At 60.2% G+C, this 15,466-nt stretch carries 13 protein-coding genes; 7 read left to right on the plus strand and 6 right to left on the minus strand.

Going from position 1 to position 15,466, the window contains the following annotated elements; translation table 11 throughout:
* Positions 1 to 23: 23 nt before the first annotated feature.
* From JNM85_03135 to JNM85_03160, 6 genes are all read left to right on the plus strand, one after another.
* On the plus strand, positions 24 to 1,067 hold the full coding sequence (locus JNM85_03135; GenBank protein MBL8087049.1) for an alcohol dehydrogenase catalytic domain-containing protein: 1,044 nt from the start codon (positions 24 to 26) through the stop codon (positions 1,065 to 1,067).
* The gene (locus JNM85_03140) at positions 1,064 to 2,008 is read left to right on the plus strand and encodes an alcohol dehydrogenase catalytic domain-containing protein (protein MBL8087050.1); all 945 of its coding nucleotides are present in this window, start codon (positions 1,064 to 1,066) and stop codon (positions 2,006 to 2,008) included. The genes JNM85_03135 and JNM85_03140 overlap by 4 nt, the downstream gene beginning before the upstream one ends.
* A 14-nt stretch (positions 2,009 to 2,022) precedes the next feature.
* Positions 2,023 to 2,439, plus strand: coding sequence for a cupin domain-containing protein (locus tag JNM85_03145; GenBank protein ID MBL8087051.1), 417 nt, complete (start codon positions 2,023 to 2,025; stop codon positions 2,437 to 2,439).
* A gap of 4 nt (positions 2,440 to 2,443) precedes the next feature.
* Positions 2,444 to 3,694 (plus strand): M48 family metalloprotease, encoded by a 1,251-nt coding sequence (locus JNM85_03150; GenBank protein MBL8087052.1) that lies wholly within the window; start codon positions 2,444 to 2,446, stop codon positions 3,692 to 3,694.
* A 15-nt stretch (positions 3,695 to 3,709) separates the two neighbouring features.
* Positions 3,710 to 4,522, plus strand: coding sequence for a WecB/TagA/CpsF family glycosyltransferase (locus tag JNM85_03155; GenBank protein MBL8087053.1), 813 nt, complete (start codon positions 3,710 to 3,712; stop codon positions 4,520 to 4,522).
* Positions 4,523 to 4,655: 133 nt separating this feature from the next.
* A complete protein-coding gene (locus tag JNM85_03160) occupies positions 4,656 to 6,776 on the plus strand; it encodes a right-handed parallel beta-helix repeat-containing protein (protein ID MBL8087054.1) in 2,121 nt (706 codons plus the stop codon).
* 61 nt (positions 6,777 to 6,837) lie between these two features.
* Here the strand turns inward: JNM85_03160 and JNM85_03165 are convergent, their stop codons facing one another.
* The 5 genes from JNM85_03165 to JNM85_03185 form a co-directional block, all read right to left on the minus strand.
* A complete protein-coding gene (locus tag JNM85_03165; GenBank protein MBL8087055.1) occupies positions 6,838 to 8,391 on the minus strand; it encodes a lipopolysaccharide biosynthesis protein in 1,554 nt (517 codons plus the stop codon).
* A complete protein-coding gene (locus JNM85_03170; GenBank protein MBL8087056.1) occupies positions 8,388 to 9,776 on the minus strand; it encodes a hypothetical protein in 1,389 nt (462 codons plus the stop codon). Before JNM85_03170 ends, JNM85_03165 begins: the two co-directional genes overlap by 4 nt.
* 59 nt (positions 9,777 to 9,835) lie before the next feature.
* On the minus strand, positions 9,836 to 10,672 hold the full coding sequence (locus JNM85_03175) for a glycosyltransferase family 2 protein (protein MBL8087057.1): 837 nt from the start codon (positions 10,670 to 10,672) through the stop codon (positions 9,836 to 9,838).
* 19 nt (positions 10,673 to 10,691) lie between these two features.
* Positions 10,692 to 12,779: a hypothetical protein gene (locus tag JNM85_03180; GenBank protein ID MBL8087058.1), complete on the minus strand. Its 2,088-nt coding sequence runs from the start codon at positions 12,777 to 12,779 to the stop codon at positions 10,692 to 10,694.
* An 86-nt stretch (positions 12,780 to 12,865) separates the two neighbouring features.
* Positions 12,866 to 13,669, minus strand: coding sequence for a WecB/TagA/CpsF family glycosyltransferase (locus JNM85_03185; protein ID MBL8087059.1), 804 nt, complete (start codon positions 13,667 to 13,669; stop codon positions 12,866 to 12,868).
* Between the two features lie 88 nt (positions 13,670 to 13,757).
* On the opposite strand from JNM85_03185, the gene JNM85_03190 reads away from it, so the two are divergent.
* A complete protein-coding gene (locus tag JNM85_03190; GenBank protein MBL8087060.1) occupies positions 13,758 to 14,609 on the plus strand; it encodes a glycosyltransferase family 2 protein in 852 nt (283 codons plus the stop codon).
* On the opposite strand, the gene JNM85_03195 is transcribed toward JNM85_03190, so the two are convergent.
* The gene (locus JNM85_03195) at positions 14,606 to 15,256 is read right to left on the minus strand and encodes a sugar transferase (GenBank protein MBL8087061.1); all 651 of its coding nucleotides are present in this window, start codon (positions 15,254 to 15,256) and stop codon (positions 14,606 to 14,608) included. The two genes, JNM85_03190 and JNM85_03195, sit on opposite strands and share 4 nt — an antisense overlap.
* Positions 15,257 to 15,466 lie beyond the last annotated feature (210 nt).

A 15,466-nucleotide genomic window follows, 5' to 3' on the forward strand; every position in this document is an offset into this window, starting at 1 on the left:
ATTCTGGCTTAACTAACCCCGTTATGCCAAAAGCTCAAGCCGTAACCGAAGCCATCGCCACCACCATGCAAGCGCTCATCCTTGAGCAGCCGGGGAGCATGACAATGCGCGAAGTGCCGGTCCCCGCACTCGGCCCCGGCGAACTCCTCATCCGAGTGCGCGCGGCTACAACCTGCGGAACCGACCTCAAGGCCTTTCTGCGCGGCCACCCACAGATCCCGATGCCTGGCGGATTTGGTCACGAATACAGCGGCACCGTGGTGCGTGTCGGCGAGGGCGCACCGTTCGCAGTGGGAGACGACATCATGGGTGTGCACTCCGCCCCCTGCCAGCAGTGTTACTGGTGCCTCGTGGGCCAAGAGAACCTGTGCGAGCACATCATGGCGACAAAGGTTCTGGGCTCGTACGCGCAGTACCTACGCATCCCCGCCCACATCGCGCGTCTGAACGTTTTCCCCAAGCCGGAGCACGTAAGCTTTGAACGCGCGAGCCTTCTCGAACCACTCGCGTGCGTCGCCGAGGCTCTTCGGCTACTCCAACCGCGAGTCCCCACTGACCGCGTCTTGATCATCGGGCCCGGTGCCATCGGCATGCTTTTTGTCGCCGCGGTGCGTGGGCTCGGAATTCACGACGTCACGCTCGCAGGGCGTAATCGCGAGCGTCTGGCGATTGGCGAGCAACTGGGCGCACGCACCGTGAGCATGAACGATATCGATTCGAAGCTCGGGCAGGGTTACGACGCCGTCATTGAGTGCACCGGCAACGTGGAGGTGTGGGAATCGACCGTCAACTACGTCCGTCGTGGCGGAAAAGTGGTGCTGTTCGGAGGTTGCCCTAAGGGTACGCACGTTGCCTTCGACACCCACCGATTGCATTACGATCAGATCACGCTACTTTCGCCGTTCCACTTCGGCACTGGCGCGGTGCAACAAGCCCGCAATTGGCTGCTCGATCCTAACTTCGTCGTCGAGCCCATCTTCTCGGGTGAGTGCGAACTCAGCGACGCCGGTGAGATCTTTGAGCGACTGCGCACGGGCCGCGGTCTGAAGTACATCTTCCGTCCATGAAGCTCGCACGGTATCACGGCGCGGGGGTCGTGCGCATCGAGGATGAGCCGGAACCGATCTGTCCACCCCGTGGTCTGCTGATTCAAACCGAGGCATGTGGGCTCTGCTCCGGAGAACTCATGGACTGGTACATGGACCGCAAGGTCCCCCACGTGCTCGGGCACGAAGTCTGCGGTCGAGTCATCGAATCGCAAGACGACAGATTCTCCGTCGGTGCACGCGTCTTTCCCCACCACCATGCTCCCTGCTTGAACTGCGACCTCTGCCGCCGTGGACACACCGTTCACTGCCCGCAGTGGAAGCGGACCAAACTCGTCCCCGGCGGCATGGCTGAGCGATTCCAGGTAAGCGCAGAGAATCTCAACGACACGCTCGGAGTCAATCACATCGCGCCCGGCGATGCAGCGTTGATCGAGCCACTTGCATGCGTCGAGAAGTCGAAACGCCGAGCGCGTTGGGCTCCCGAAGATCGGACCGCGGTCATCGGCCTCGGCGTCATGGGGCTCATGCATGCGCTCCTCTGCCCGGGCGCGATCGGCTTCGAGCTAAACCCAGACCGCCGATCGCACGCAGAATCCCTGGGAATCGCTGCGGAGTCTGATGGGCAATACGATGTAGTTTTCGTCTGCCCGGGTTCCCAAGCAGCTATCGAGCGAGCGCTCGAGCTGGCGGCACCCGGAGCGCGTATCGTCCTGTTTGCGCCGCTCCCCCCGAAACGGCCCATGCCGCTCGACCTCGACGCGCTCTACTTCCGCGATCTGGAGATCATCACGTGCTACTCGTGCGGCCCCGAAGACACTCGCGCGGCGATGCAGAGCATCGAGCAGGGTCTGGTCCGTGCCGACCAGCTCGTCAGCCACCGAATCACACTCGACGAACTCCCCGACGCCTATCTGCGCATGAAGCGGGGCGAAATCCTTAAGCCCATGGTCTTCTTCTGAGTCACAATGATCCCATGAGCAGTAACGCTCCGATCAGCGCGCGCACCGGATCTGGCTGGGAAGGCGTCGAGGTCACCTCTTACAAGAACGAGCCCGGTACGTGGATGCACGTCACCCGGCAGGTGCTATTCAGCTCCGATGCCAGCCAGTTCGAGGTTCGGTTTTTCGAGGTCGCGCCGGGCGGATACACCAGCTACGAGCGTCACCAGCACGAGCACTGCGTCCTCATCTTGAGTGGCCGCGGTCGGGTCCGCATTGGCGACACCTGGTCCGAGATCTGCGCCGAAACGCTTGTCCGCATCCACTCCGGCACCCCCCACCAATTCGCCGCCGATGACGGTTTCCAATTAGGCATTCTGTGTATCGTCGATCGGCAGCGAGATGTGCCCGAACTCCTTGGGAACGAGAGCCCGGCCGAGGCGTTGAATTAGACAGATGATCAAACGATGGACGGTTCTGGCCCTGCTTGCCTGGTGCAGCGTCAGTGCGTCTGCACATGGCGACGGCCCTTCGCGGTTACAAGCGAAGATCGACCGGGCGTGGGCGGCTTTTGCCCAGGACCCCACTGCATCAGCACCGGCAGCAGCGGCCGCACCCACATTGACCGATGCGCAAGATGAGCGCCACGCCCGAGAACTGAAGGACGATGTCGCACTCGGCTCTGGCTACGCCAAAGAAGTCGAGAAGGAGCTGAAGATCAGCACCCGCACCGAGGAGATCGAGCGGGTGCAAGCGATCGGGCGCACCATGGCCGACATCGCCAACAAGACCCTCGTGAACGTGAGTTGGGGCGACCGGCGGCTGAACCCATTCAACTACACGTTCAAGGTCGTGGAAGGTAAGGACGTGAACGCGTTCTCACTCCCAGGCGGCTTCATCTACATTTACGAAGGGCTGCTCGACTACGCCGAGTCGGATGACGAACTCGCAGGCGTCATCGCGCACGAGATCGCCCATGCCAGCCTTCGGCATATTGCCACGCTCCGCCGCGAATCCAGCAAACTCGATATCGTCACCATCCCGCTGATCCTCGTAGGCATCCTCACCGGCAGCGTCGAAGCAGTAGGTGGGGCTCAGCTGTTGCAGCAAGCGACCGGCAGCGGCTGGAGCGTCAAGGCCGAGCAGGCCGCCGACTACGCAGGTCTGCAGTACATCCAGCAAAGCAATTTCAACCCGGTCGGCATGCTCACGTTTATGGAGCGTCTTGCCTTTGACGACCGGTATCGCGCACATTGGGACCTTGGAATCTACCGCACTCACCCGCCCTCAATGGAACGTGCACAATCGCTACGAGAGCGCCTGGTCACGGCCAAGATTCCGATCCGCCGGAGCGAAGTGACAAAGACCCTCTCGACGACCGTGCACCCTCAACCCGACGGGTCCGTCTCAATCACATTTTTGAAGCAGAGTCTGTTCACGTTCCGCGGGGACAATGCCGCCGAGCGCGCCCAGCAAGCGAAGGAGCGACTTGACGCCTTCTTTGATGATCTGCCCAAAGTCCACGAAGTCCGGCTGTACGGAATCGACTCGATCGAGGGGAAGGGCGAGAACCTCTTTCAAGTCACTGAAGAGGACGCCGTCGGCACCGACCACACCGTCAAGCAACTCACCCGCGATGCCGCCGAAGCCGTGAAGCGAGCGGCGTACGAACTCGGTTATCGCGTGTGGGAGTTCCCCGTTCGGTAAACTGACCGCTACGCGTTGCCGCAGCAGCGCGACGGAGGCATTATCTCGGACGGATCGACTGACCTTCCCGCAAAGGAGTTTGCGACGGGCAACGTGCTCGGGGTGCAAGTAGCCGCTACCACGCTAGCGGATGCGACCCGCATCATCTGCGATGCCGCCGCAAGGAAGCAGAGTGGTTACGTGTGCGCAGCCCCTGTCCACAGCATCATGGAGGCCTACGACGCTCCCGAATTCCGAATGGTGCTGAACGAAGCGTTCATGGTGGTGCCCGATGGCGCGCCAGTCGCCAAGACCTTGCGCCGACGCGGCTTCCCCAACCAATCCCGCGTTCCAGGTCCAGACCTTACGCTCACGGTGTGTGAAGAGGCTGCCCGACGTGGCATGACCGTGGGTTTCTACGGCAGTAGCGATGAGTGCTTGAAACTGCTCGCCGAAAAGTTGACCGCTCGATTTAGCGGGCTCAAGATTTCGTATTCCTACTCACCTCCGTTCCGCCAGCTTCTGCCCGCGGAAGACGCCGAACTCGTGGAGACCATCCGCAGTTCGCAGACGGACCTCCTCTTCATCGGCCTTGGCTGCCCCAAGCAAGAGAACTTCATGCACTCCCACGCGGAGCGGATCGGGACGATGATGCTCGGCGTAGGTGCCGCCTTTGACTTCCACGCAGGCTTGCTGGAGCGCGCGCCACGCTGGATGCAGGACCACGGCCTGGAGTGGCTGTACCGCCTGCTCGCCGAGCCCAAGCGCCTGTTCGCACGCTATGCCAAGCACAATCCCCGGTTCGTCTGGAACGCCATGTTGCAAACCTGGGGCCTGAAGAATTTCTGATGCTCCCTCGTCCACGTACTAGCCCGCACTCTTCCTGACGGTGATGGTGTCAGGTTTGCACTGCCCCCGGCAATCGTGCATAAGACCCTCCCGCCTGCTGCGCGGAACCAGTTCCTTCAGCAGGTGTATCACTATGAAGAAGCAAACTTCACGACTGAATGGAATGGGATTGAGCGCATTGCTCTTGTTGGTCGGTTCGGCATTCGCGAGTGCACAAACCACAATTTTCGTATCTCCACGGGGGTCGGACCGCTACGATGGTCTGAGCAGAACCGTGAACGCCCGAGAACGGACCGGCCCGTTCCGGAACCTCGAAAAGGCGCAAGCCACGATCCGCGCGATGAAGCAAGCCGGGAGGTTGAGCCCGAACGGCGCACAAGTCATCATCCTTGATGGGACCTACAACCTTCGCGGTTCTTTGGACCTGAAGGTCGAAGACAGCGGCACGGCAACCGCCCCGATCATCTGGAAGGCAGACAACCCGGGCAAGGCGATCATCGACGGAGGGCGTATCCTCACGACGTGGCGCAAGGTCCCCACGAGCATGCAGAGCTTTCTCAAGCCGGAGGCTCGCGACAAAGTGGTCCGTGCAAGCCTCCGCTCGCTTCGCATCAAGAACTTCCGACTCGCAAAGCGTGCGATGAACACGACGACTTCCGCCACGCTGCCCGAACTGTTCTGGGACGGCGAGCCGCAGAAGATCTCCACGTACCCGAACACCGGGTGGCTGCGCGTTCCTGCCAACCACGACGGTAACGCTCAGAACTTCCGCACGGCGGACAATCAGGTTCGGAACTGGAGTTGGGACGACGAATTTTGGGTGAACGGCTTCATGAAGTACGAGTGGGCCGACGCAACCGAGCGGGCCACCGCGAACAAGAGCACTAATGTCGTCAGCCTCGTCGCTCCCAATGAGTACGGGATCGCGGCCAATGGTCGATACCGATTCCAGAACGTGCTTGAAGAGCTCGATCAGCCGGGCGAGTATTACATCGACGCCAAGCGCGGCATGGTCTACTTCTATCCGCCAGCGGACAAGATCGGCAAGCGCGTCACCGTGTCCATTTCGAGCGACCCGCTCGTGAAGGCCTATCTCACGAAGTACGTCCGATTCGAAGGCATCAAGCTCATCAACGGTCAGCGCAGCGCGTTCGATATGGCCGATGTCCAGAACATCGCCATCATCGGATGCACCGTCAGCAACATGGGCGTAAATGGCATCGCCATCGCCCGCGGTAAAAGCTGCACCATCGATTCGAACAACATCGAGAACGTCGGCGAAATGGGCATTCGCGTCTCGGGCGGTGACCGGCTTACTCTCGTCTCGGGTGACAACGTGATCACGAATAACGAGATCACGAACTATTCTCGCATCAACCGCGCTCACCGACCCGGTATCTGGGTCCACGGCGTGGGCACCGAGATCTCGTACAACCGAATTCACGACGCGAGCAGCATGGCGGTGCTCATCAACGGCAACAACCACACGATTGAGAACAACGAGATCGCTCGAATCGGTAAGGACATGGATGATGTGTCCGCCATCGGTATCGGTCGCAACCCGACGTTCCAAGGCAACATCGTACGCAACAACCTGATTCAAGACTTGGTCTCGACGGTGACCGATGCCCAGACGGGACGACCCAAGGGTCTCGTGGTCGGCATGTACATGGACGATGGTGCTTCCGGCGTCCAGGTCTATGGCAACATCTTCCGACGCTGCGCCATCGGGGTGCTTATCGGTGGTGGCCGGGACAACGCGGTGCGAAACAACGTCTTCTGGGACAACCAAGTGGACTTGCACATGGATGCACGCATGGTCGCCGATCCGAACCTGCTCAACGATTGGAACTTGGCCGGGATGCTCTCGGAAGTGAACTACAACCAGGCACCCTACAGCACCGCATACCCGAACCTGGCCAACTTGATGAGCGACGACCCGACCTATCCGAAGCGCAACACGTTCCGAAACAACGTCTCGAACAACTTGACCAACGCGTTCTGGTGGCGACACAACGTCGATACGCTCGCTAGCCCTGGCGGTGCAGCCGCCATCGGTGTGACGTCGAACTACATCGGCAACAACCCGGGCTTCGTGAACCCTGCTGCGGACGATTTCCGTCCACTGCCCGGCTCGAACGCTGAGAGCGTGGGCTTCACCGGAGTGAACGGTTCGGACATCGGACTCAAAGTAACCGCAGGACGCGACGCCGTGTCGCCACTGTGGGGAACCGCACGCCGCATCAACTACTGATCCTCCGGCAGCCGTGAATGATCCCTGTGCCCTCGTCCCGAGGGCGCGGGGATCCGCGGTTTTAGGGCATCACCCGGCGCGCAAACGCGGGCATTCGTCGATTGAGCACCCGCATGAGCGGGCTCGGTGCAGCCACTTGCCCGGTCGCCAAGAAAGCGAGCAGTCCCACCCCCATCAGCAAAGGAGCTACAGCAATGCTTAGCCAAGCGAGGTGCATGTTCACCAGCCAAGCCGACACCAGGATGCACACCGCGACCATGACTCCCGCGACGGCGAACAACGTCAGAACCGCCCGGAAGTGCGCACGAATGGGGAATTCGGTCGAGACCCGCCGCTTCACCATGATCAAGTAAGGAATGAGCAGCAGCACGTTCAAACCAACATTCATGTACCCCACGCCCAAGACACCGAACGCCTGGAACATCGGGTACGTAGCGAGCACGGTAACGCCAGCATTCCAGATCGTGACCCGCAGGTGTAGATGGGGCTTGATCATCGCCAAGATGCCGATTGCGAAGATCGCATAGTACTGCTCAAACGCGCAGTAGGTCGCGCGGCACAGCATCAAAATGGTCCCTCCAGAGTACGCGCCCTCTTTGAACAAGATGTGAAGGATGGAGGTTCCAAACGCGCTCGGAATCACGATGAACGTGAACGCAATCATGAGGGACATGCGGCTCAGGCGATCCAGGTCTCGCGCGAACTTCTGCGGATCGGTCATGTGCGAGCGCGTGATGTCCGCGTACAGCGTGTTCCGGATCTGGGTGGTGGCATCGTGCAAGCCATTGGTCACACGCGTCGTCTTCTCGTAGATGCCCAGTTGCGTTTGGCTAACCAAACCCACGATGATCCGGTCCGCCCCGCCCATGATGTAGGTGAGGCACCGATTGAAGTAGCTCTTGACCCCGATGCGGAAAAACGACTTGGCCAACTCTCGATCGAACCTGGGCGTAATCTCCAGCTTGCGGCGGATCTGGCGAGCGACGACCATGCCGATCGAAGTTGAGACGATGCAGCCCACCGCTGGTCCAAGCAGAATCCACTCGGGACGGCGAGTCGTAAATGTCATCGCCAAGGAGATGATCTGACCCAGAATCGTACTGCAGCTATTCACGAGCGCAAGCTGCGAGAACCGCTTCAGCGCCATGAAGAAGTGGCCGGTGGCCATGTGCATCGACCACCAGAGGAAATAGAATCCCGCGGCCGCGAAGATGGGGAACGACGCTCCCTTATAGTCCGACAGCGGAATCACCAGCCCCAGCAGCGTCACGACGACCAGGCCCGACATCCCTACCGAAAGCCATAGCAGCATATGCGTTCGACGCATGCGCACGATCTCGCGCCCAGAGGGGTCGGTACCCGCCCGGAGCAGTGACGTCCACCCACCCTCGCCAAAACCGAAATCCAGCAACATGGCGAACGTCGCGATGACCTGCGCCGTACTGGCCGCGCCAAAGCCCGTGTCCCCTACCGCGCGTACGACGATTGGGAGCGTGATGACCTGGATCGCGAGCGCCGCGAGTCGCGCGGCAATGAGGACGACAGACCCACGTGAGCGACCCTCTTCCGAGTCAGCCGCGAGCGTATCGCTGGCATCGGGAGGTGTTTCGCTCACTTGTAGATCTTGTTGATCGCCTTCACGTCCCCCGTTTCGGTCATCGTCCCCGGAAGCGCGCGCCACAGTCGTTCGCCCAGCGCAGCCGTCTGCTTCGCCTGACGCTCGGGATCAATCCCCTCGGAGCGCGCACTCGGCAGGCTGAGACCCGCAAAGACGAAGTACACGGTACAGATCGCGGGGTTCACCCACTGGCTGCCCCAATACATGGCGACCGTAAAGAGGATGACAAGCCACAGTACCCCGAGCTTGAACGCCCGGTGCCAACCATCCTCGTCGGGAGCCCGCAAGAGGCGTATCGCCCCCAGGAGCGCCGCGATGAGACACATGATGATCAGACCAATCGCGGGCCAGCCGCCGTAGCAACCGGCGATCCAGAAACCGGAGTCAATGAGCGGGGTCTCCACCCATTTGTTGGGCAAAATCTGCGTGGTCCAACCGGCAAATGCGGGCTCGATTCCGATTCCCGTCAGCGGGTACTCATCGAGAATCTGATAGGCCTGCGTCCACAAGACTTCCTTGCGGTAAGCCATCGTCGCATTGCTGGAGCTAAACAGGTACTCGAACGAATCCGCCTTGTACGCCACGAAACCGAGGACCGCGGTGATGCCCAGCACCACCACGCCGAGCCCTTTCGCGCCGTACAGGCGCATGAAGCGGACCAAGAGATAGACGGCGCAGATCAGGATGAACGGCAGTAGCGTGCGGACCTGCACCAGCAGCGTCGAAAGCATCATGAACGCTACGGCCGTGTATTCGTACCACTTCATCTTGCGGAACTCCAGCGCCGTGGTGACCATGATGCTCACGATCATGCCGTAGACGGCGGCGGTACCGATGTTCGAGAACAGCCCTGGGGACCGGATGGTCTCTTCTCGCTCGCCCGTGGTGAAGACGATATCGAACTGCCGCACCATGTTCGCATACGCGATCGTCGGTTGGAAGTTCAAGAACTGCGTTAGTGCCACGACGGACGAGAGCACCACGATGACGACCATCACCCTGCCATAGACGCGACGCACCTCGGGGGCGAACCATACGAGCGCCGCGGCCTGCAAAAAGGCAAGCGCATACACGTACAGCATCGTATCCATAGCGGTAAAAATCGTGAATCGCGCGACCTGCGTCTCCGCATAAAGAGTGGTGATGTTAAACCACACCGCCAAGACGAGCATGATGACCAAGAAAAGGGGAAAGCGCAGCGTCGCGCGCTTCGAGACGACCGCCACCACGAGCCACACAAGGATGCTGGAGTAGGTGAACTTGTTCGCACCGATGGGGCTCAGGATGTAGTTCAAGAACTGCTGACCCAACGCGAAAAACAAGTTGACGACGCCCCAGTAGTAAAGCGTCTTGTGCGCGGGCGCGAGCCGGTCGCGACCCATAGCATCTAGCCTCGCCCGAATATTCCTTTCTTGGAGCGTTGTTTCCATATCGTTCCGTCTTAGGCAGTCCGCCCTATTGTACGCCGTAGCGAACCCAGGACGCACTTCCAGTAGTACCGATTCGCCACCATTGATCGCGCTCGGACCAGGTGCCGCAGCGCGTCAGGCCACGGCAAGAACTCTGCGGCCAGCAGATCGGCCAGTGCCCGCATCTTCTTCTTATCAGAATCGGCGGCGAAGTCCCATCCGCTCAGCATTGTTTCCAGGTTCTGTTCGTGGCGACGTACTACCTTCGAGACGCTCCCGCGCACGATTCGGTAGCGCGTCAATACTTCTGGCAGATTGATGAAGGTGCCGCAGTGTGCGGCGCACCGTACCCAGAAATCAACGTCCTGGAACTTTGTAAGTTCCGGGTTGAATCCTCCGACCCCCCAATAGGCCTCGCGTAAGACCGAGAACCCTGAGCCGCTCGGCCACGCTTTGTGATTCAACAACCTGCGCCAAGGGAGTTCCCCCGACACCGGTAATCCTCCGAGCCAAGAGAACGACTCGCCGGAATCCGTGAACGGCTGGGCGTTATCTAAGATGAGCGGAGCTCCTACTGCCAAGTGTCGCTCGATCTTGGTCGGCACCCAAAGGTCGTCGGCGTCGAGGAAGAACAGCCGCTCCCCGATGGCTTCCTTGGCAGCCGCGTTCCGTGCAATAGCCCCGTTGCCTTTCGGTAGCTCCAGCACGCGAGCGCCCGCGCCCCGTGCCACATTGGCGGTCCCATCGGTGCTGCCGTCGCTCGCGACGATGATCTCGTCCGGTGGAATCGTCTGATTCCAAGCACTCTCAAGCGCAGCATGCAAAAAGGCCTCGGCATTGTACGCAGGCACAATGACCGAGACCTTCATCCGGGAACCCGGATTTGTTTCAGGTGCGGCGGAGATAGGCGCTCTTGGTTGCGAACGGCTCTTCGTCCGCTTGGGCGTCGGCCATGACGATACTGATCGCCTTGGCACCGGCCTTGTTCAAGAGATCTTGAGCCAGCGGCACCGCACGGTAGTTCGTCTGGGCGGCCGAAACGACGAGCACAACATCGTCCACCAGGCGCGCGATGCAGCTTGCGTCCGCAAGCACGTCGCACGGCGGGATCGCGACGACGACGACGTCGCAATACAGCCGCAGAGCCTGGAAGATCGCCTCAAGCTTGGGCTGAGGAGCATTGGTCAAGAATCGCAGCGTCGTGTCGGTACCACCTGGCAGCAGCATCAGGTTCTCGTGGACGGTCGGAACGACCAGGTCCTCGACCTTCTGCGAGCTATCCGCAGCCAACAGATCACTCATGCCCGGCTTGCCCGTCGCCTCAAAGATCTTTGTGATCGGCGACTGGAACATGTCGGCGTCCACCAGCAGCACACGCGTTCCGCCTTTGGCCACAGCAACCGCAAACTGAGCGGCGCTGGCATAGGTGGTCATCGCGGTCTTGATACCGGTGAACATGAACGTCCGCATGGTCTTCGTATTGTTCGTGACCATGCTGAATGCCATGTATCGCAGCGACTCCGGTGGATTTGCGCCCGGCTTGGCGATCGCGCGCAGGCCCTTGGCACCCGTTCGCTGACCCGCCGGGATCGAAGCGATGACTGGGAGACCGGTCAGAGCAGTCAGCTGGGTTGAGCTCTGGATCCGCAGCTTGAGCGATTCCAGAACGAAGCTGTACAGCATGCCTAGACAGAGACCACCGATCGTACCGATGAGCAGGAACTTCATCAGGTCCGGTGCAATTGGGTTTGTATCGGGGGTTGCGATGTTCAGAACGAGTGCTGCGCGGGTTGCCGTCTCCGAACGGTTGCGAAGGTCGTCCGCCTGAGACTTCAGTCGCCGATATCGCTCGTCCGCCAGGTTGTAGTCGCGGGTCAGCTGAAGGAAACTGGCTTCCTTCGTCGGAATCGCGGCGACGGTCGCCGACTGCTCGGTAAAGCTTGATTCGTTCGAGGCGAGTTCAGCCTTGATCGCATCGCGGTCTGCCTTGGCTTGGCCGAGCAACTGCTGGAGGCTTTGCCACAGCGGGTTCATTCCTTCGTTGCTCTGTGCGTATTGCGACTTGGTGAGGCTCGTTTTCTTCAGAAGCTGTTCGACTTCAGAGATCGCTTTGTCGATGTCCTTGACCCTCGGCGCATCTTCGAGATAGACACCGAGAAGTCGAGCCCGTTCGGCGCGCAGCGTCGCCAGTTGCTGTTCGTAAGCGGCTGCGACCGGGTTTCGCGACTCGGTCGTATTCAAGTCAGCCTTCTTGGGCGTCTGCGCGATCGACGACTGCAGGGCCGCAATGCGCGCGTCGGCAGCCATGAGCGATCCTCTCAATCCCTGAACACGCAGCTTCAACTGGGCCTGCGCATTCGATTCGTCCGAGGCAGATTTGGCCAGATCGGCAAAGCCCTGGTTCTTCTTAAAATCTTGGAGGGCGCGTTCCTTTTCGCGGAGTTCGCGCTCGGTTGCCTGCAGGTTCGTATCGAGGTAGCTCAGAGCCTGCTGAACCGACTCACGCGCATTCTGCTGGCGAATCTCGTTGTACTTCGTCGCAATCGCGTTGGCGATGGCCGCCGCCACTTCAGCGTTGTAAGCGCGAACCTTGAGCAGAGCAACACCGGCGTCCACCTGTTGGTTGGTGGTTCGAGCCGTTTCAATGTCGTACATCCGGTAGAGTTGCGCCCAGTTGTCGACGAGTTCACGCTCATTGCGCTGGCGAGAGACCTCGTCCACCGCTTGGAAGAAGACTGCGTTCGAGCTGAGGAGCTGACGCTCGGTGGTAAGGCTCGAAGCTGCAACCGAGTTCAAAATCTGAGCAACGTCCTGAGTGAACAGCGTGCTGTTGGTCTGCTGCTGCCGCGTTTGGTCGCCCAAAAGGATTTCCAATCGGCCCTCGTAGATGGGTTTCGAAAGGACGTATGCGACGACCGCGACAATAATGCCGAAGATGCCGCATAGCAGCGTGCGAAAAATATGGGCCCTAATCATAGTTGCAGCTCAGGTGATCTTATCAGATTCTCGGAACTCGATGCCACGGTCCCCACACCCATGACGAAATACAGTCACCGAAAGGCTCAACGTCGCTGTTGCGCGGATCGTGCCAATGCGCGCGCTTTTGGCCCCTGAAGCACGTCATCTACCAGGAACCCAAGCCCGACCCAGTAGAGGAGCAAGTACCGCCGCCATAGGCGCCGCGGCTCCACGTACAAGCGCCAGAGCCACTCCAAGCCGCTCATGCGCATCCACATGGGTGCACGCGGTTTCAAGCCTGCGATGAGTTCAAATGTGCCTCCGACTCCCAGGATCAGCGCGTTCGGAATCTGTTCTCGGATCTTGGCTGCGACCACATCTTGCTTGGGCACCCCGAGAGCCACAAAGATCAAATCGGCCCCGTGATCGCGCACCTTCCCGATCAGCGCGTCGAGCGCCTCATCGCGCATGTCCACCTTTTGATCGAAGATAAACATTTCATCATGCTCTTCGATCTGAAGCGCGCGCAAAGCCTGCGGTGGGTTGGCACCGCCAATGATTGCGATCCGATCCAAGGGGTGATTTCGAATGAGATCACCAGAGAGATCACTCCCGGTGGTCCGCTCGGGGATCGGCGAGACGCCGCGCTTGAGGCGGCTTGCCCACACGAACGGCATGCCGTCAGCAACCACAACGTCCGCCCCCTGAATGAGTCGGCGGTAGTCGGGATCCAGACGCGCCGTTGAGAGGATCTCCAAGTTGACGGTGAGCACCCAACCACCCTTCCCCGACCGCAAGCGGTCCTGCATCAGGCTCAGGCTGTCCGCGTACGACAGGGCACTGATGTTAAACCCGCACAGCGGTGTGATTCGGTCAGCTAGGGCGCGCGGCGTTGCGTCTTCAGACATAAAACATTGGATCGACTCTTCATCGAGTCACCGTTGAATTCAGTATGCTCTACGGTTAAGGTGCGACAGACGTCGACATGAATCTACCATGAACGAGGCGGTGACCGAGCGAAGCCCCCATATTGCGGTCGTGATCCCCACCTTCAATGAGCCCGACCTGGTTGTCGCCTGCCTTAGGAGCTTAGAGTCGCTGGGCGTCAGCCACGAAGTGATCGTCGCCAACGCGGGCGAAGCGATCCCAGACCTCAATCCAAGCGTCACTCAACTTCAGCTTCCCAGCGATCATTTTTGGGCGGCCTCCACTCAAGCAGGCATCGACCGGGCTCTCGAATCCGGAGCTGACTACGTCGTCCTCGCCAACGCCGACACCGAGTTCATGCCGGGCACGCTGGCGGCATTGCTTGAAGCTACTCAGTCAAATGCGCAGGCCATTGCCTGTGTTCCCGCCTACGACGAGTCCGAACACCTTCTCTACAGCCGCCAGGACTCGTGGGGATTTCTACTATACGGCAAGCTCGTGCGAGGCTGGAGCCGTCCATCGGACGCCCCCTCCGCGCCATACCGAACCGATCTGATCGGCGGACAAGGGGTCATGATTCCCGCAGCCGCGCTCCGCGCGGCGCGCATGGACCTGGAGAACTTCCCCCAGTACGCTGCCGACCACGATTTCTGGTTGCAGCTCGCCCAACGCGGTTGGGAGTTGTGGGTGACGCCCCGTGGGGGCGTGCGCAATCGTCGAGGATTCAACCGCCAGCGACGTCGCTCACTGGCAAGCACGCTCTGGCACCGTATGACGAGCCCATTTGCCCCTGAGAGCATCCCGATCATGTGGCGATTGCGGCGCAAGCACTTGCCGTTGCCGATCGCGGTGGTGTCGTTCGTGGTGAGTTTCGGCCTGCGCTGGACGCTCGGCCTCCCCAAGATCATTCGGCGCAGTTAGTACGCGCCATCGCCACGCAGAACGGCGGCAGGGGTCTTGAGCATTATTGAGATGTCCGTCCAGAACGACATCTCTTGGATGTACCGACGGTCCAGTTCCATCCACTCGTCAAACGTGAGGTTCGAGCGGCCCATGATCTGCCAGTAGCAGGTGATGCCGGGCTTGATGGTCAGACGCTCGAGAGTTTGGGCATCGTACTGCTCGACTTCAGCCGGAATTGGCGGGCGCGGGCCGACCAGCGACATCTCGCCGGTCAGGACGCTGATGAACTGGGGTAGTTCGTCGAGGCTGAATTTGCGCAAGAATCGCCCGACTGAGGTGATGCGCGGATCGTTCTTGATCTTGAAGATCGGGCCGTCCTTCTCGTTCTTTGCCTTCAGATCCTCAAGGACCTTGTCAGCATCAACCCGCATCGAGCGGAATTTGATGAACGCGAACCTCTGACCGCAAAGGCCGATTCGGGTGGACTTGTAGAAGATCGGGCCTGGGCTCGTGGCGGCCACCGCAATCGCGATGATCACAAAGAACGGAGCCAGAAGTGTGAGCAGAATGACTGCGCCGATGATATCGACCAGCCGCTTGGCGGCCGCATACCGGATACGATGAGCCTTGAGGTGGACACAGCAATCCAGGCGGCCGCTTTTCAAAGTGCGCGGCCCAGACCGAACGGTCTCCGTGGATTTTGCCTCTGCTTCAAGGATCGGGTCAACCAATCGTCTGCTCCCTTAAGAAAAACTGCTCGGGAAGCAACGTCGCCCCTCGCGCAAACCAGAATCGTTACAAACATTATACCAATGGACCCTTGCATCCCCAAGACTGTTTCTTCTACTGGACGTTAAGAGTTGGTTCTGGTTCTG

The sequence above is a fragment of the Chthonomonas sp. genome, from assembly GCA_016788115.1.
Taxonomy (GTDB): domain Bacteria; phylum Armatimonadota; class Fimbriimonadia; order Fimbriimonadales; family Fimbriimonadaceae; genus UBA2391.